Here is a 16,892-nt window from a genome sequence, read left to right as displayed (position 1 = left end):
TATGGACATCAGTATTTGCATTACCACCTATAAACACGAAAAATATATCGTAGAATCTCTTGAGAGTATTTTCGCTCAGAAATTTTCAGGAACCTATGAAATTATTGTCTGCAATGACAATTCTCCTGATAATACCGAAAATATAATCAATACTATTATCCGTACACATCCCAAAGGTAGTGCGATTAAATATTTTAAGAACGTCCCGAATCTGGGATATGTGAAAAATACCCTTTTCTCTTTTTCAAAAGCCTCAGGAAAATATATTGCAATATTAGACGGTGATGATCTGTGGATAGATGCTTCAAAACTTCAAAAACAGTTTGACTTCCTAGAAGGCCATCCGGATTTTTCAGCAATAGGAACGGACTCTAAAGTTGTTTATGAAGATACTCCGGCGCCAAGTCACAGCTTCTCTGACCATGCCGGCGATGCGCTGACAAAAGACGATTTAACGGATCTTAAAATATGTCAGACCTCTACATTCTTTTTTAGAAAAAGCATTTTAAAAGATGATTTTCCTACCGATATTATCTCGGCAGACAGATGCCTTTATTTACTGGCAGGATGCTATGGAAAAATAAAGATTCTGCCCGACCAAATGAGTATTTACAGGCAGTTTGGAGCTAGTATTTCAAAAAATGTCACTTCAGAAACCATGAAAAAAGACTTCGCCATCATTTCTTTTATAAAAAAATATAATGCAGAATATAAAACTTTAAAACTAAAAACTTATTTTTATTTCACACTAATGTCTTATTCAAATTCTATTTCAAAATTTGAATTTTTTAAGGCAAGTGCCGGTTATCTGTTTTATAATATTTTATCTAAATTCTCTTTTAACCCTACGAAGTTATATTTAGCTATAAAATGGAGCAGGCATACTATAAAGCAGAAATACAAAATCAAACAAGAAAATAACAGCTTTATATAAGTAAAAACACTGATAAATGATTATAGGAACAGGACTTATTGCCCATGCGTTGAAAGATATCGACTCCGGAGCGATGCTGTATTTCGCTTCAGGAGTTTCAAATTCCCTCGAAACCAGAAGTTCGGAATTTGAAAGAGAATTTTCTCTTTTAAAAAAATCTGTGGAAGAAAACAAAGCCAGAAAGCTGGTTTATTTTTCTACACTCAGTATTCTGGACCAGTCGAAGCAAAACAGCCATTATGTTCTCCATAAAAAAGAGATGGAAGATTATATCAAAAAACATCTTGAATCTTATCTTATTCTGCGGATAGGAAATATTGTAGGAAACGGCGGAAATCCCAACACGCTTTTCAACTTCCTTAAAAACCAGATTACAGAAGACCGTGAATTCACCCTGCACAATAAAGCACGAAGACTCCTGATTGACATCGATGATATTTCCCGTTTTTTAGAGTCCGCCTGTGCACAGCTGCACAATCAGACCATCAATTTTGCCTTTCCTTATTATTATAACCTGAAAGAAATCATCAGGATTCTCGAACAGCAGATGGGGAGAACGGCAAAATACAATGAAACGGATGAGGGAGACTTCTACAAAGTAGATTTTGATGAAAAAACCGAAAATTTCTTTACGGGAACAGATCCGCAGGAATATTTACAGGTCTTGGCACAGAAATATATTCAAAAACACCAGAATGGCTAAAATTTATATTATCATTGTTACTTATAATGCCATGAAATGGGCAGAGAAATGCTTTACCAGTTTGAGGCAGTCGTCTGTTCCTGTAACAGCCATTGTTATTGACAACGGTTCTGCAGACGGCACCCAGAAATACATTAAAACTCATTTTCCGGAGGTTGATTTTATCCAGTCCGAAGAAAATCTCGGTTTCGGAAAAGCCAATAATATAGGGATCGAAAAAGCCTATAAAGAAGGTGCGGATTTCTTTTATTTAATGAACCAGGATGCCTGGCTCTATCAGGACAGTATGGAAAAATTGCTGGAAATCTATGATCAGTATCCGGATAAAAAAGAGATCGGTATTCTCAGCCCCATGCATATTGACGGTACAGAAAAGCTGCTGGATATTTTCCTTGATAAATATATCGCCATCAACTTTGAAACAAGATTAATTTCCGATCTCTATTTTCAGAATCTGAAACCGTATTACGAAATAAAATTCATCAATGCAGCACACTGGCTGATCCCCAGAGATACGATAGAGGTGGTAGGCGGTTTCAATCCTTATTTTTTTCACTATGGCGAAGATGTGGAATATGTGAACCGGATAATTTTCCATCAGAAAAAGACCCTTCTTGTCCCTGCCAGTAAAGTAGTACACGACGGAAAACAGCAGTTAACCAAAGTAGATACTTCGAAGTATCCGGATCTGAGGGTAGAAACCAATATCATGAATCCCGAGCTCCCGGATTCGCTATATTCGGAAAAAAAAGCGCTTAAACAGAGCATGCTTAAAAATATAGTTTTCGGAAAAATTGCCGATTATAAAAAACTATCCAAAAAGTATAAAAAGATCACATCGGAAGAGAAGGAACTTCATGAAATGAAAAATATCGTAACCCGGGTTGGGCCTGCTTTTCTGGATATATGAGTAAATCTATATAATAATAACAAAAATACACACAAATGAAAATCCTGAAAAAAATTAAAACCAAGCTCAAGCTATTATCACATTCCGGCTTTACCTACTATTGTCCTTTTTGTGGCTACCGCGCAAAAGACTGGGAGGTTGTAGGCCATGATCTTCCTGTGCTTCAGGAAAAAAAAGTGGTCGGAGGCGGAAGAAGAGCTGCCGGATGCTATAAGTGCCAGTCTCGGGATAGAGAAAGACTTTTATATGCTTTTATCGTAGAAGAATTGAGGCTCCCTGAAAATAAAAATCTCAGCCTGCTGCATATTGCTCCCGAAATTAAATTATCCGAGATCTTGCTTAATCAGAACTTTAAAGAATATATCTGTGGAGACTTGTTTACACCAGGATATTATTATGCCGATTATGTAAAAAACATCAATGTGCTGGATATTTCTTATTCGGATCATTATTTTGACTTTGTGATCTGCAATCATGTTCTGGAACATATTCCGGATGACAAGAAAGCTATGAGAGAATTATTCCGGGTACTGAAGCCCGGAGGAAAAGCGATATTACAGGTTCCTATTTCCGGTAACACCTGGGAAACTCACGAAGACTTTACGATTTCAGATCCCAAGAAAAGAGAAGAGCTGTTCGGACAGTTTGATCATGTCAGAATATACGGGCAGGACTACAGTTCCAGACTGGAAGAGTCAGGATTTAAAGTGAACCGAATAAATATTTCAGATCAATATAAAAAATTAGGTCTGAATCCTTATGAAGATATTTTCTTTTGTGAAAAGTAGTTTATATATTTAAACGTAATTAGAAAAATACAATACCATTATGTGCGGAATAGCAGGAATTATTGCCCGAAATGCCCGGAATTATCAGGAAGAAATTCAGAAAATGACAGATGCACTGGCACATCGCGGTCCGGATTCTTCACATGCGGAGTTTTATGAAAATGCGGCACTGGGGCACCGCAGACTTTCGATTATCGACTTATCGGAAAACGGCACACAGCCTATGTTTTCAAATACGAAAAACGAGTGTATTGTTCTGAACGGTGAAATTTACGGTTACCTGGCGATTAAAGACCAATATGCCGATTATCCCTACCACGGAAGTTCCGATACGGAGGTTATTCTTGCCATGTACCAGCGGAAAAAAGAAAAGCTGATCCACGATCTTCCCGGAATGTTTGCGTTTGCCATCTGGGATAATGAAAAACAGGAGCTTTTCTGTGCAAGAGACCGTTTCGGAGAAAAACCCTTTTTCTATGCAGTCGGAAAAAATAACGAATTTATCTTTGCTTCGGAAATAAAAAGTATCCTGGCTTCAGGATTAATTGAGCCACAAGTAAACCATGATGCCCTCTCCCACTATCTGCAGTACGGCTATGTAAGCACCTATCAAAGTATTTATCATAATATTTTTACGCTTCCCCCTGCCCATCAGCTTATCTGGAAAGACGGGAAATTTTCGGTTTCAAGATATTACAGCATTCCTGCAAAAGACCGGACCATGAGCTTATCCGAGGCAAAGGAAGAATTTACCTATTTACTGAAAAATGCCGTTAAGAAACAGCTGGTGGCAGATGTAGAAGTCGGCAGTTTCCTCAGCGGAGGTTTAGATTCCTCTTCCGTAGTTGCTTTGGTAGCCGAGTTTTTACCGCGGCAGACGACGATCAGCTTCGGATATGATCATAAAGAAAGTGAATTGAAATATGCCAAGGAAATTGCCGATAAATACCACACCAACCATATTGAAGTGCACGAAAAAAAGCAGGACCTTGCAACGGCACTTCTGAAGATTTCTCCATTTTTTGACGAGCCCTTTGCCGATATTTCGTTCATTCCCCATTATGAAATATGCAGAAATGCAAGAAAAGATCTTACGGTAGTGCTTTCCGGAGATGTGGGTGACGAGCTGTTTGGCGGTTATGATTTTTACAGGGTCGAAAATACGCTGAGAAACCATTTCAGCTATAAAAATATCATTGCCAAGTTTGGCTTAAAACTATATCAGAATCTGAAAGAAACGTCTTTTGTCACCAAGAAGAATCTGGCCCATCCGCATATCCTGGACTTCCATCAGAATTTTGTACGGAATTCATTTAATAAAGAAGAGCAGAGATCATTGGGAATTCTATCGGATTATCTTCAGCCCTATAGCTTTACTCCCGATCCGGATTCTCTGAATGACATTATGAGAGTGGATATGGAAGGATATGTACCGGGAAATATGATGGTAAAATCCGACCGGATGGCTATGGCCAATTCTCTCGAAGTACGAACTCCTTTCCTGGACGTGGATTTTGCTGAATTCTGCATTCAGCTTCCTGAGCAGCTGAAACTGAATAATGAACACGATAAAATCATTCTGCGGGAATCTATGGGTTCCTATTGGACGGAAACGATAAGAAACCGCCGCAAACAAGGATTCGGGATGAGTGTAAAAACATGGTTCGATGAAGAGAATCTCATCAGACTATCCGACGATCTGCTCAGAAACCGCGACCAGAAGATTTTTAACTATATCGATTTTGAGGCGGCTCAGAAATTCCAGAAGAAGGACCATAAGCACTGGAATCTGCTGCAACTTGCCCTTTGGGCTCATAACAACCAAAATGTTTTATAATAATGCTTGATGTTTCTGTTATCATCCCGGTCTACAATGCGGGCCCGTTTTTAGAAAAAGCGGTACGTTCTGCAATTCAGTTTGAAGAGGTAAGGGAGGTCATCTTAGTTGAAGATAAATCAACCGATCATTCACTGGAAATATGCAGGAAATTGGCGCTTGAATATCATAAGGTGGTCCTGTACCAGCATCCTGACAAAGAAAATCACGGAGCCGGGGCCACAAGAAATTTAGGAATTGAAAAGGCAACCGGAAATTTTATCACCTTTCTGGATGCGGATGATTATTATCTTCCCAACCGTTTTGATGCCGAGAAAGAAATCTTTAACGATCCCAAAATAGAAGGCGTTTTCGGAGCTATCGGCATTGAATACCTTACCGAAAAAGGTAAACAGGAGTACCAGTCGAAATTTAAAGATGCCCCGCTCACGACGGTAAACTACCATGCAGAAGGCGAGGAAGTATTCCGGGGCTTAATGAGTCTGACGCCTAAGACATTCGGCACTTTTTTTCATCTTAATGCATTAACGATCAGAAAATCGGCAGTCAACAAAAACAACCTGAGGTTTAATGTTAATCTTCGTGTACATCAGGATTCGGATTTCAATATTAAACTGGCGTATCACTGTTACCTGAAATCAGGAATTATCGATCAGCCGGTTGCGGTAAGAGGCATTCATGATGATAACCGGATTACAAAAATCATACAGTATTCCCCACAATATAACCAGAGACAGTATCTGTACTGGAAGTCCCTGTATGACTGGGCAAAGGCGGCTCATATTCCTGCTGAATATAAAAACAGAATCTATCTGAGTTATACCTCTTTTAATCTTTCTTTAAAAAAAGGACTGACTAAGTATTGCGGTATTATATGGGAAGCTATAAAAAACCCAGAGATTCTGAAAACAAAATATAGATTTAACTATTACAGATAATGATGAAGATTTCCATAGTGGTCCCTGTGTATAATGCAGAAAAATTTGTTACCCAGGCGGTAGAGTCCGCACTGTACTTTGATGAAGTGTACGAAGTTATTTTAATTGAAGATCAATCGCCGGATAATGCTCTTGAAGTCTGCCGCCGGCTGGCATTAACCTATGACAGGGTAAAATTGTTTCAGCATCCTGACCAGGGAAATCATGGAGCATCAGCCAGCCGGAATCTCGGAATAAAAAAAGCAACAGGTGATTTTATTGCTTTTCTGGATGCGGACGACTATTACCTGCCGAATCGTTTCGATGCCGAGAAAGAACTTTTCAAAGATCCCGGAGTAGACGGAGTGTACGGTGCTCTCGGAGTACACTACTATTCGGAAAAGGCCAGAGAACAGTATTATTCTGTCTTCCGGGATGATCTTACTACCGTTTATAAGAAACATCCGCCCAAAGATGTATTCCCGGGCCAGCTTTATATGCTCGGAAGTTTCGGTTTATTCAGTATCGACACCTTAACGCTACGACGGGATTCCCTGGAAAAGAAAATAAATATATTATTCAAATCGCATCTGAAAATGCATGAAGATACAGAATTCTTACTGCGTCTTTCTTATTATCTCGATCTTTATCCCGGCAGTATAGATAAGCCCATTGCGGTTCGCGGAGTACATGAGGATAACAGGATTACCAAAGTCGAGACCGGACAATTAAAACAGACAGTGTCCAGAGAAATACTTTGGAATGAAGTAAACAGTTGGGCGCAGAGCGAGGACACTATACCGCAAAATATAAAAACCCATATCAAAAGAATGCAGCGGAGTTTTAAGATTGCCAATGCCCCGAAACATAAGAAATGGGGAATGATTATAAAATATTTAATTCTTGATTATACCGGTATACGATCAGGATTATATAATATTAATTTCAGAAAAACACTATTATAACAGCCATTTTATTTGTATCAAGGATGAAAATATCAGTTATTGTACCTGTATATAATGCAGAAAAATATGTAACGCAGGCTGTAGAATCGGCACTGCAGTTTCAGGAAGTATATGAGATTATTCTGGTTGAAGACAAATCTCCGGACCATGCACTGCAGATCTGTAAATCATTGTCGGAAAAATATGACCGGGTTAAACTATTTCAGCACCCCGACCAGGGAAATCATGGTGCCGGAGCAAGCCGGAATCTGGGACTGGAAAAGGCGACCGGAGATTATATTGCCTTTCTGGATGCCGATGATTATTTTCTTCCGAACCGTTTTGATGCGGAAAAAGAACTGTTCAGAAATCCGGAAGTGGAGGGAGTATATGGCGCTCTTGGGGTACACTACTATTCTCAAAAAGCAAAAGAGCAATATTACAGCATTTTTGAAGACCGTCTGACCACAGTGTATAAGAGACATGATCCCAAAGATGTTTTCCCGGGACAAATTAATTTAAGGGGCAGTTTCGGATTATTCAGTATTGATACTTTAACGGTGCGGCGGGAAAATATGGTCCAAAAACTAAAGCCTTTCTTCAAAACACATTTAAGGCTGCATCAGGACACCGAATTTCTGTTCCGCCTGTCTTATTATCTTAATCTTTATCCCGGAATTTTAGATAAAGCTGTGGCAATGAGAGGCGTTCATGAAGACAACAGGATCACCCAACTGAATACCCGTAAAATAAATCCTGCCTCAACCAAAGTACTGCTTTGGAGGGAGATCTCCAGCTGGTCTGAACATGAAGCTTCCATTCCCGAACCTATCAAAACCCATATCAGAAGGATGCACCGCAGTTTCGAAATCGCATTGGCTCCGCCTTTAAAGAAATGGGGAATGATTACAAAATATCTGTTGACAGACTATCCCAGTATCCGGTCCGGGATCTATAACATTAATTTCAGGAAGGATTTATTTTAATAATCGAATCGAATCTGCAAGCTGAGCAGTAAATATTTTACCAGACTCCTTATACATATGATTCCCATCTGTATACTGATAATAATTTGGGTTTGGAGTAAAATCAAAATATTTTACCTGATGTTTCTCCGAGATTTTCTTCATTTTAAGGTTGAAATCCGGAGAATAGGAATTTTCTAATTTCAGCAGTCTTTCAGAGGTAGGAATTCTCACCAGATAAACAGTTCCTTTATCTTTGAGGAATTCGATAATATCCTCCAGAGACTTGATCCTTACTGAAGATAACTGTTGATTGGGTGCAAGCTCTTTATAAAAAAAATCTACTTTTTCAACTGCCCTTTTAGCCACCGAATCTTTTTGCATATCTACGGTTACTTCCAGCCATCCATCCTTATGCAGATAGGTATTGGATTTCCCCGTGTCTTCTCTCTCCGTATAAATTTTAAACCAGCTTCTGCTGTAGTTTTTTAAGAGATATTCATAATTGGGAGAGCAGTCGTAGAAATACATATTTTTTAAAGGAGAATGTTCTTCCGGAAAATCTTTTATTTTTTTAACCCTTTTGTCCAAAGATAAATTCCAGGGATCAACAGTTAAAATAAATATACCGTCTTTCGTATTTTCATTTATTTTTTTCTTTATCGCTTCATAGTAAATCGGACCATACGGAGACTGCACTACATTTAAACAAAAATTATCAAATTTTCGCTGAAGCTTTCCTTCCAGAATTTTCGGGAAAACGGCCTGTGATCCCTGGAGTCTCCCAAGATCATATGATGGGGCTTCTCTACTGCGAAATGCATATAATTGTCATCGGTATTTCCGTCAGCGAAAGATCCCAGAACACCAAAAACAGCCACTAATCCTACCAGATAAAACGATACTTTAAATAAAAACTTTTTCATACTAAAACTGAAAATAAATAAATTCGTTATTCCCGAAATTAGCATAACGGAGAATGATATATATAATGACCAAATAGAGGAGTCTTCGCAGCCACGGACTGAATCTTGCAATTTCCAATCCGTGGAACCGTGCTCTGTTAATCCATTCAATGAGCAGCATCACTCCTATTAATGCCAAAACTTTATAAGGAAGATTTGCCGGAACCGAAAAAATCGTCTGACTGAAAATTTTCCCTATATAGGAAACAGCGTCTGAAACAGATGCAGCCCTGAAAAAAATCCAGGCAAAGCAGGTAAGTAAAAAAGTAACGAATATCTGTAAAAACTCTTTCAATGACGGCAGAGATCTGTTCATTGCCACTACTTCAAGATTCTGTCGGTTTTTGCTGGCCACCAAAAGCGGCAGAAAATAAACGGCATTCAGCCCGCCCCATATAATAAAGGTCCAGTTGGCTCCATGCCAGAATCCTGATACCAGGAAGATGATAAAAGTATTTCTTATTTTCATCATCAGTCCCCCTTTACTGCCTCCCAGGGGAATATAAAGATAGTCCCTGAACCAGGAAGACAGAGAAATATGCCATCTTCTCCAGAACTCGGCAATATCTCTTGAGAAATACGGAAAAGCAAAGTTCTTCAATAGTTCGACACCGAATAATTTCGAGACTCCCAGAGCGATATCGGAATATCCGGAAAAATCACCATAAATCTGGAACGCAAATAATACAGCTCCCAAAACCAGGTTACTGGCACTTTCTGTGTGATAATGGGCAAAAATCTCGTTTACTAGCGGTGCACAATTATCTGCAATAACCATTTTCTTGAAAAAACCCCACAGAATCTGGCGCATGCCGTCTGTTGCCTGCTCATAGTTAAAGACTCTTCTCTTCTGAATTTGCGGCAATAAGTGCGTGGCTCTCTCTATAGGTCCTGCTACCAAAAGCGGGAAATAACTTACAAAAACAGCATAATCGATAAAATTTCGCTCTGCCGGGATTCTTTTCTTGTAAATATCAATGACGTAGGAAAGACCATGAAATGTATAAAAAGAAATCCCTACAGGAAGTACAATTTTAAGAAGCCAGACATTCGGATGGAATCCGAAACCTCCCAATAAGTCGGCAAAGCTTTCTATAAAAAAATTGTAATATTTAAAAAAGCCTAAAAAGCCCAGGTTGATAATAATACTTAGCGCCAGCCAAAACGTAGCCTCTTTCTTTGTTTTGCTTTTCTCGATCTGAAGGCCTGAAAAATAATCCAGCCCTATCGAGAATAATAGTAAAAACAGGAACCGCCAATCCCAGCAGGCATAAAAATAAAAACTTGCTACAAGAATCAGTACATTCTGATGTTGATATTTTTTATTAAATACAAACCAATATAGAAAAAAAACGATGGGGAGAAAGATCAAAAAACCAATGGAATTGAATAACATACAGTATTTTTAAAATTATTTTATTACTTATATGTTCCGGCCATACATTACGGATTTGAGACCACAGCCATTTTCGGGAATTATTATTTCACTCATGTGTATATGTTTGTTGAAGTTGAACAAAAATATCTATTTTTATTTAATGTTTTATTTTTTTAAATAATTTCTCATCGGTTTTTCAATAAACTGATAAAAAACCGCCGAAATAATTATTAAAATGATCAGATAAATTAAAAAAATAATGTCGGTTTTTAAAAACCCCATGATTTCCCATAAAATTTTTCTCACCAGGTATAGAACGGGAATGTGTAAAATATAGATTGCATAGCTTATCTCTCCCAAATATTCCATAGGCTTTAATGAAAATATCCTGGTCATCCATCCTGTATTGCAGGAAATCAGATAGATCAAAGGAATGAAAAGCACACCCATCAGGCCATTATGAAAATTCAGCGGAATACTTATTAATGAAAATAAAATGGCAGCAAAAATCAGAATGATCCACCAGTCAAGCTTCATCTTTTTATAATTTTTAACAAAAACCAATCCTGCCAGATTACCTGCTAAAAATTCATTAAGATGAAGGAGTGGGAAATACGAAATAAATTCATGGCTTATCGTATGCGGTCCCTGGTAAAATACGGAGTTTACATAAAGATTCGAAAACACCTGGGTAATCAGCCAAAGTAGAATTATTCCGATCCAGATGCTTTTATTTCCCTTAGAATAAAAATAATTATACAGTAAAGGGAAAAGCATATAAAAAAGAAATTCTACTGAAATAGACCATCCCGGAAAATTCAGAATCAAAGCATCACCGGGAATCCAGCTCTGTAGACCTGATAAATATAAGAGAATTTTATAAAAACTAAAATCAGAATATCTGGTGAACAGCAACAGCAGCAATCCTACAACATACAGAGGATAAATTCTGGCGAACCGGTTTCTGTAATATTCCCAATAAACGATCCTGTCTTTTTTATGATACGCAACAATCATGATAAAGCCGGAAAGAATAAAGAAATAACTCACTCCGACATTAGCCCGCAGGAAAATATCGGAGATATACCTAATTTTATACAGAAACAGATCTTTGCTGAAATGAGAGATGACAATAGCAATCGCTGCTATAAATCTTGTAAATGTAATCTGACTAATTTTCACTAAAATTCGAATACATTACCATCTATTATTTCACAAACACCCCGATGTATTTACCTTCGTATTCTACAACAACCGTATCGATTGCACTGGCCTCACAAAAATCCTGATAAGCAGAGTTGTCACCAATATCATCACTGATGAAAACACCTCCTTTTCTGAGATGCTTATATAATTCATGATAAGCCCATAATCTCCCGTTGTAACTTTTATCAGAGTCATAGTGCACTACATCGAAAGTTTCGTTGTCCGCGAAAATTTTGGGTAAAGATTCTTTATCTGCAAACCGGAACAGCTTCCAGAAACGCTTAAGATTTTCGGGAACGACAAAACCTACATACTGATCTCCATCCTGAGCCAGATATGGCATATCCGAACTGTACAGCGTACCCTCTCTTTTCTCCAGAGATAATAAGGCCGCCAGGGAAGACCAGCCATATGCAACACCGGTTTCCACGACATTCTTAGCATTGGCAAATTCGCAGGAATAATAAATCAATTCCAGAGCGCCGGGGCCTCCCATTTTAATAGGACATGCTCTTTCTTTTTGCTCGGACTGTTTTAAAACATCCGAAAATGCGGATCTGAAAGGAGAGCTGTCTGCTCCAAAAAGCTTGGCTATAGCCTCCTGCTGGGAAATTGATCTGGAAGATGCCCAGGAATTTGTTTTTTCCTTTCCTTTAAAAGCGTTACCGCGGTTTACGGTGTTTTTAACAATTTTTCTGCCCAATTCAGGGTAAAGATCCGGTCTTTTAAGATACGCAACGAACGTTTTGAGAACTCTTACTATTTCACTCACTGTGTTAAATTTAAGACACAAAAATAAAGATTTTTCTGTAACTTTTCAGATATAATTATATTTGTAAAAATTTATTAACACAAGTGTATGAAATTTTCTATTCTAATCGCCAATTATAATAATGGTAAATTCTTTAAAGATTGCTATGATTCTATTCTCTCCCAGGAGTATGAAAATTGGGAAACCATCATCATTGACGATCGTTCCACTGATGATTCCGTTGAAATTATTAAACAGATTATCGGAGATGACGAAAGATTTAAACTGTACGAAAATGAAGCCAATTATGGTGTAGGGGTTACAAAATCAGAGCTTATCGTGCGGTCCAGCGGTGACGTCTGTGGTTATGTGGACCCTGATGACTGCATTAAGCCAAAAGCATTGAAGAGCGCTGTTGAAGTTTTTCAAAAGAAGAAAGATGTCGTCCTTACGTATTCCCGTTTGGCGAAATGTGACGAGCATCTGAATGTTCTGCATGAATTCAAAGCTGCGATGCAGGTTCCCAACGGAGAAAAGTATTTTTTCAACTTTCCCATACAGATCGCTCCGTTTGTAGCATTCAGAAAAGAGGTGTATATGAAAACATCCGGAATAAATCCGGAATTGAAAATAGCAGAAGACCAGGACCTGTACTATAAAATGTATGAAGTCGGTAAGGTACAGTTTATCAATCAGACCGATTATTTATACAGAGCCCACCTGGGAGGCATTTCTCAGAACCATAACAAACAAAAGTCGTATGCCTATTATGCCTGGGCTATCTGGGAGGCGATCCAAAGAAGAAATCTAAAAGAAATTAACGGAATACCGGTTCCTGAAGATTATCAGGATCCACAGGAAATTTTTAAGCTTCTGGAATATCAAAATAAAATTCCCTTCCGTATAAAAAAACAAATTAAACTCAGAATACAAAAAATATTTAGATAATGACAGATCATAAAAAGATTAAAGTACTTTTTAGACATCGTTCCATGGAGATGGGAGGAGTGGAAAAAGTGATATTAAGCATGCTCCACAACCTCAATAAGGAAAAATTTGAGATCACTGTCTGTTTAAATATTAACCAGGGCGAGCTGAGAGACGAATTTCCGCCCCATGTAAAAAAAGTTTACCTTACGGGAGGAAGAGAAGATCTTTCTAAAAACCCTCTGATACAAAAAATACAATTGGTCCGCAGAAATCTTAAACTGAAAAAAGCGTTAAGAAATCCAAAGATGGCGGATGTTCTTTTAGAAGAGAATTATGATGTGGAAATTGCCACTACCTATTCTGCGTTTTCCCCGGTATTGAACTCTCTTAAAAAGAATTCAAAAAAAATAGGATGGTTTCATTCCGACATTACATTGCCCAAACTGCAGCCGCTGGTTCCTGAAATACTAAAACAGATTCCTCAGTTTGACTATTTTATATTCGGATCCCAGCAGACCAGGGACATTTTAGTGGAAACCTATCCTGAACTAAAAATTCCTGAAAACCAGGTCATATTAAATGCCATTCCTATTGAGGAGCTGAAGAAAAAAGCAGTCGCTTTCAATCCCGAATTTCCTGATAAGCCGGTCTTCGTATCTGTGGCAAGGCTCCATAGCAGAAAAGGGTTTCATAAGCTTATGGAGGCGCACGCAAGACTGTTAAAAGACGGTTTTGATCATCATATTATCGTTATCGGTGATGGTGAAGAAAAGGAAAATCTGAAAAAGCAGGCGGAACGTCTGGGAGTCGTTCAGAGTTTCGAGTTTTTGGGATCTCTGATAAATCCTTATCCGTATGTAAAACAGGCCGACTTCTTTATCCTGCCATCAGAGTCCGAAGGCTGGCCATTGATTATAGCTGATACCTTAATTCTTCAGAAACCGATTATATCAACCAATGTTGGCGGCATTCCGGAAATGATTACCCATGAAAAGAACGGATACCTCATCAATTATGAGACAGATGAGATGTATGGAGCTATGAAGAAATTTATTACGGATGCTGAGCTGGTTTCACAGATTACGGATAATCTGAAAGATATCGAAAAACAATTCGACAATCAGAAAATTTTTGATGCTGTTGAAAATATCATGACTAACTTAGTAAAAAAAGAACAATGATTTTCCTGTACCGCATTATTCTTAAGCTTCATACCACCTATCAGAAGATGATTCAGAAGATTTATATCAGAATTTCCATGGCGAGAGGATTAAGAGTCGGGAAAGAGGTGATATTCGTGGAAGCTCCGGATTTTGGTTCTGAACCTTTTTTAATTGAAATAGGAGACCGGACGAAAATTACAGCAGGTTGCAAATTCATCAATCATGATGGTGCGATGTATGTCATCCGCAGTATGAAAAAGTATGAAGATGCCCGAAATTTCGGCAGGATAAAACTTGGGAAAAACTGTTTTGTCGGGAATAACTGTATTTTTCTTCCGGGTTCCCAGATGGGAGACAACTGCATTCTGGGAGCAGGCTCGGTATTGAATTCCAGCATGCCTGACAATTCTGTTTATGCGGGAACTCCTGCAAAATTTATCTGTACCATAGAGGAATATGGCGACAGAGCCCTGGAAAACAATGTCATGTACCCAAGAGAACTGGAACCGGACCGGGCAAAACTTGAAGCCTACATCAAAGACCATCTTCCCTATAACTATAAACCTGTAAGAAAGAAATGATCAAAAAAAAGAAAATCCTGATCCGTATCGGTTCCCTAAGACATGGAGGCGCAGAAAAAGTGTTGGTCACCTTTTTAAAGAATCTTCCGGAAGATAAGTATGAAATCGACTTGCTGTTAAATCTATACTCAGGAAAATACTTACCTGAAGTTCCGGAATGGATCAATGTACTGTACCTCCACAAAGGTGAAATGATCACCACCAACCGTCCTCACGAAATTCCGAGGAAAGTAACCCGGGTACTTCATGAAAAAACATTAAAAAGATTTCCGAAACTTCTGTACAGAAGAAAATTAAAAAATAAACAATACGACATAGAATTTGCAGCCATCCATGGCATGCGCGATGAGATTTTAGGATCGCCTTTAACGGGCTCAAAAAAAATCGTCTGGATTCATAATGACCTCTCGCAGGTAAAAGGCTACACCGATGCTGAGATCCGGAAATTTTTCGGATTTGATAAAATTATGGTTATTTCGGAAAAAATCGAACATTTATTTTCAGCCCTGGCCAAAGACAATTCCGAAAAACAGAAGATTGTAAGAATTTATAATCCGCTGGATACTGAAGAATTTTTATCAAAGGCTGAAAAACCGGTTATCAATTATACTTTCGATTCTTCTGTTCCCACCTTTATCTCTGTAGGAACTGTTTTCCCTCAAAAAGGTTTCGACCGGCTGCTGAAGGTTCATAAGAGACTGCTGGACGAGGGATTAAAACATAAAATACTCATTGTAGGCGACGGATATGATTTCGAGAATATCAAAAAACTGAAATCAGACCTTGGCGTTGACTCGACAGCCACGATGCTCGGCTTTACGGATAACCCCTACCCGTACTTTAAAAGTGCCGATTTTTATATTTTAAGTTCAAGATATGAAGGATTTCCGACGGTTTTATTTGAAGCCATTACCCTGAAAAAGAAGATTATTTCCACAGATGTTTCCGGAGCCAGTGAGATGCTTGATCATGGCGCGCTGGGACTAATTGTAGAAAACTCGGAAGACGGAATTTACAATGGGATGAAGCAGGCTCTGACCCGGCCCGAGACTTTTGTATCCTATTCTGATAAACTCGGGGATTATAACATCCCTTTCAATCTAGAGAATTCTGTTTCAAAAATTATAGAGGTTTTTGAAAATTCATAGATTCCATTAAATAAAGATAATATCAGGCTAAAAATTATTATAATAAGAAGTATGTTATATCCCGTCTTTCGCAATTTTGAAGAAAATATAACGGCTGTCAAGAAAAGAAAGACATAGGGAAATAATAACCGTGGATTAAGATCATCAATATGGGTTTGAAAGTAAGAAATAATGGTCAAGACAAGAAAAATAAATCCCAGGGTTATACAGAATGCTGTCTCCCAAATAACCTTCCCTTTTTTCAATCCCTTCCTGATCATTATAAAGTAAATTAACAATATAAAAAAGTCAAAAACTGACAGTAAAAGATAATTTATCTTGTATCCTAATATAATTCTTTTGGCAACAACAGGATTTATTACATAAAGGATATTAAAAAAAGAATACCTGATGTTCATTTCATCCTTTATAGGTCCTGTTCTCTGGCCGACAAGCGTACCAGTACAGATATTATTGATCATCAAACAGATCCCTACCAGTACAGATGCTGATAAGACTGATACAAAAAATGGAGTAAATTTCTTTCTATTATAAAAAAACAGAACCGCCGAATAAAAAAAGCAGCCAAATATTATAAAAAATGCAGAATATTTCGTGATACAGAGTAACGCGAGAATAATTGCATTCCAAAAAATATATTTTTTATAAGTAATCTTTTCCTTGAAATAATTATGATTTAAATAAACAAGTAAAATAAGCAATGGCAGTAATATAATTTCAGCAAGTGAAAAGATGTAGATTCTCGTCATTACCGGAAATGCCAGTAATCCCC

17 protein-coding genes are annotated in these 16,892 nt (G+C 38.0%); 12 read left to right on the top strand and 5 right to left on the bottom strand.

The genetic code is table 11. The features are described from left to right. The first annotated feature begins 1 nt into the window (after position 1). From ODZ84_RS15720 to ODZ84_RS15685, 8 genes are read left to right on the top strand one after another with little or no spacing between them, the layout of a single operon-like run. Positions 2-934 carry a glycosyltransferase family 2 protein gene (locus ODZ84_RS15720; protein ID WP_266173372.1) on the top strand — a complete coding sequence of 311 codons (933 nt, stop codon included), beginning with the start codon at positions 2-4 and terminating at the stop codon, positions 932-934. Between the two features lie 16 nt (positions 935-950). Further along, the gene (locus ODZ84_RS15715; RefSeq protein ID WP_266173371.1) at positions 951-1,637 is read left to right on the top strand and encodes an NAD-dependent epimerase/dehydratase family protein; all 687 of its coding nucleotides are present in this window, start codon (positions 951-953) and stop codon (positions 1,635-1,637) included. Beyond that, positions 1,630-2,547: a glycosyltransferase family 2 protein gene (locus ODZ84_RS15710; RefSeq protein ID WP_266173370.1), complete on the top strand. Its 918-nt coding sequence runs from the start codon at positions 1,630-1,632 to the stop codon at positions 2,545-2,547. Before ODZ84_RS15715 ends, ODZ84_RS15710 begins: the two co-directional genes overlap by 8 nt. A gap of 35 nt (positions 2,548-2,582) precedes the next feature. Next, positions 2,583-3,335, top strand: coding sequence for a class I SAM-dependent methyltransferase (locus ODZ84_RS15705; RefSeq protein ID WP_266173369.1), 753 nt, complete (start codon positions 2,583-2,585; stop codon positions 3,333-3,335). Between the two features lie 40 nt (positions 3,336-3,375). Beyond that, positions 3,376-5,172: an asparagine synthase (glutamine-hydrolyzing) gene (asnB, locus tag ODZ84_RS15700; protein WP_266173368.1), complete on the top strand. Its 1,797-nt coding sequence runs from the start codon at positions 3,376-3,378 to the stop codon at positions 5,170-5,172. A 2-nt stretch (positions 5,173-5,174) separates the two neighbouring features. Then, positions 5,175-6,110: a glycosyltransferase family 2 protein gene (locus ODZ84_RS15695; protein ID WP_266173367.1), complete on the top strand. Its 936-nt coding sequence runs from the start codon at positions 5,175-5,177 to the stop codon at positions 6,108-6,110. Continuing rightward, a complete protein-coding gene (locus ODZ84_RS15690; protein WP_266173366.1) occupies positions 6,110-7,054 on the top strand; it encodes a glycosyltransferase family 2 protein in 945 nt (314 codons plus the stop codon). The genes ODZ84_RS15695 and ODZ84_RS15690 overlap by 1 nt, the downstream gene beginning before the upstream one ends. 23 nt (positions 7,055-7,077) lie before the next feature. Further along, positions 7,078-8,019 carry a glycosyltransferase family 2 protein gene (locus ODZ84_RS15685; RefSeq protein ID WP_266173365.1) on the top strand — a complete coding sequence of 314 codons (942 nt, stop codon included), beginning with the start codon at positions 7,078-7,080 and terminating at the stop codon, positions 8,017-8,019. Here ODZ84_RS15685 and ODZ84_RS15680 read toward each other — a convergent pair. The 5 genes from ODZ84_RS15680 to ODZ84_RS15660 form a co-directional block, all read right to left on the bottom strand. Next, positions 8,011-8,697 (bottom strand): hypothetical protein, encoded by a 687-nt coding sequence (locus tag ODZ84_RS15680; protein WP_266173364.1) that lies wholly within the window; start codon positions 8,695-8,697, stop codon positions 8,011-8,013. The genes ODZ84_RS15685 and ODZ84_RS15680 overlap by 9 nt on opposite strands. A gap of 5 nt (positions 8,698-8,702) precedes the next feature. Beyond that, positions 8,703-8,924 (bottom strand): hypothetical protein, encoded by a 222-nt coding sequence (locus tag ODZ84_RS15675; protein ID WP_266173363.1) that lies wholly within the window; start codon positions 8,922-8,924, stop codon positions 8,703-8,705. Position 8,925: 1 nt separating this feature from the next. Then, a complete protein-coding gene (locus ODZ84_RS15670) occupies positions 8,926-10,359 on the bottom strand; it encodes an MBOAT family O-acyltransferase (RefSeq protein ID WP_266173362.1) in 1,434 nt (477 codons plus the stop codon). Positions 10,360-10,506: 147 nt separating this feature from the next. Further along, positions 10,507-11,523 (bottom strand): acyltransferase family protein, encoded by a 1,017-nt coding sequence (locus ODZ84_RS15665; protein WP_266173361.1) that lies wholly within the window; start codon positions 11,521-11,523, stop codon positions 10,507-10,509. Between the two features lie 25 nt (positions 11,524-11,548). Continuing rightward, complete coding sequence (locus ODZ84_RS15660) at positions 11,549-12,319, bottom strand: O-methyltransferase (RefSeq protein ID WP_266173360.1); 771 nt, start codon at positions 12,317-12,319, stop codon at positions 11,549-11,551. Positions 12,320-12,406: 87 nt separating this feature from the next. Between ODZ84_RS15660 and ODZ84_RS15655 the strand changes: the two genes are divergently transcribed. From ODZ84_RS15655 to ODZ84_RS15640, 4 genes are read left to right on the top strand one after another with little or no spacing between them, the layout of a single operon-like run. Then, complete coding sequence (locus tag ODZ84_RS15655) at positions 12,407-13,246, top strand: glycosyltransferase family 2 protein (RefSeq protein WP_266173359.1); 840 nt, start codon at positions 12,407-12,409, stop codon at positions 13,244-13,246. Beyond that, complete coding sequence (locus ODZ84_RS15650; RefSeq protein WP_266173358.1) at positions 13,246-14,409, top strand: glycosyltransferase; 1,164 nt, start codon at positions 13,246-13,248, stop codon at positions 14,407-14,409. Before ODZ84_RS15655 ends, ODZ84_RS15650 begins: the two co-directional genes overlap by 1 nt. Then, the gene (locus ODZ84_RS15645) at positions 14,406-14,972 is read left to right on the top strand and encodes an acyltransferase (protein WP_266173357.1); all 567 of its coding nucleotides are present in this window, start codon (positions 14,406-14,408) and stop codon (positions 14,970-14,972) included. Before ODZ84_RS15650 ends, ODZ84_RS15645 begins: the two co-directional genes overlap by 4 nt. Further along, on the top strand, positions 14,969-16,120 hold the full coding sequence (locus ODZ84_RS15640; protein ID WP_266173356.1) for a glycosyltransferase: 1,152 nt from the start codon (positions 14,969-14,971) through the stop codon (positions 16,118-16,120). The genes ODZ84_RS15645 and ODZ84_RS15640 overlap by 4 nt, the downstream gene beginning before the upstream one ends. Positions 16,121-16,892: the final 772 nt, after the last annotated feature.

It is taken from the genome of Chryseobacterium fluminis (assembly GCF_026314945.1).
Taxonomy (GTDB): Bacteria; Bacteroidota; Bacteroidia; order Flavobacteriales; family Weeksellaceae; genus Chryseobacterium; species Chryseobacterium fluminis.
This window is presented reverse-complemented; position numbering and strand designations above follow the sequence as displayed.

Excerpts from the sequence above, each read along its gene's own strand:
- ODZ84_RS15720 (WP_266173372.1), top strand. The coding sequence starts at position 2 with ATGGACATCAGTATTTGCATTACCACCTATAAACACGAAAAATATATC.
- ODZ84_RS15715 (WP_266173371.1), top strand. The coding sequence starts at position 951 with ATGATTATAGGAACAGGACTTATTGCCCATGCGTTGAAAGATATCGAC.
- ODZ84_RS15710 (WP_266173370.1), top strand. The coding sequence starts at position 1,630 with ATGGCTAAAATTTATATTATCATTGTTACTTATAATGCCATGAAATGG.
- ODZ84_RS15705 (WP_266173369.1), top strand. The coding sequence starts at position 2,583 with ATGAAAATCCTGAAAAAAATTAAAACCAAGCTCAAGCTATTATCACAT.
- asnB (WP_266173368.1), top strand. The coding sequence starts at position 3,376 with ATGTGCGGAATAGCAGGAATTATTGCCCGAAATGCCCGGAATTATCAG.
- ODZ84_RS15695 (WP_266173367.1), top strand. The coding sequence starts at position 5,175 with ATGCTTGATGTTTCTGTTATCATCCCGGTCTACAATGCGGGCCCGTTT.
- ODZ84_RS15690 (WP_266173366.1), top strand. The coding sequence starts at position 6,110 with ATGATGAAGATTTCCATAGTGGTCCCTGTGTATAATGCAGAAAAATTT.
- ODZ84_RS15685 (WP_266173365.1), top strand. The coding sequence starts at position 7,078 with ATGAAAATATCAGTTATTGTACCTGTATATAATGCAGAAAAATATGTA.
- ODZ84_RS15675 (WP_266173363.1), bottom strand. The coding sequence starts at position 8,924 with ATGAAAAAGTTTTTATTTAAAGTATCGTTTTATCTGGTAGGATTAGTG.
- ODZ84_RS15670 (WP_266173362.1), bottom strand. The coding sequence starts at position 10,359 with ATGTTATTCAATTCCATTGGTTTTTTGATCTTTCTCCCCATCGTTTTT.
- ODZ84_RS15655 (WP_266173359.1), top strand. The coding sequence starts at position 12,407 with ATGAAATTTTCTATTCTAATCGCCAATTATAATAATGGTAAATTCTTT.
- ODZ84_RS15650 (WP_266173358.1), top strand. The coding sequence starts at position 13,246 with ATGACAGATCATAAAAAGATTAAAGTACTTTTTAGACATCGTTCCATG.
- ODZ84_RS15645 (WP_266173357.1), top strand. The coding sequence starts at position 14,406 with ATGATTTTCCTGTACCGCATTATTCTTAAGCTTCATACCACCTATCAG.
- ODZ84_RS15640 (WP_266173356.1), top strand. The coding sequence starts at position 14,969 with ATGATCAAAAAAAAGAAAATCCTGATCCGTATCGGTTCCCTAAGACAT.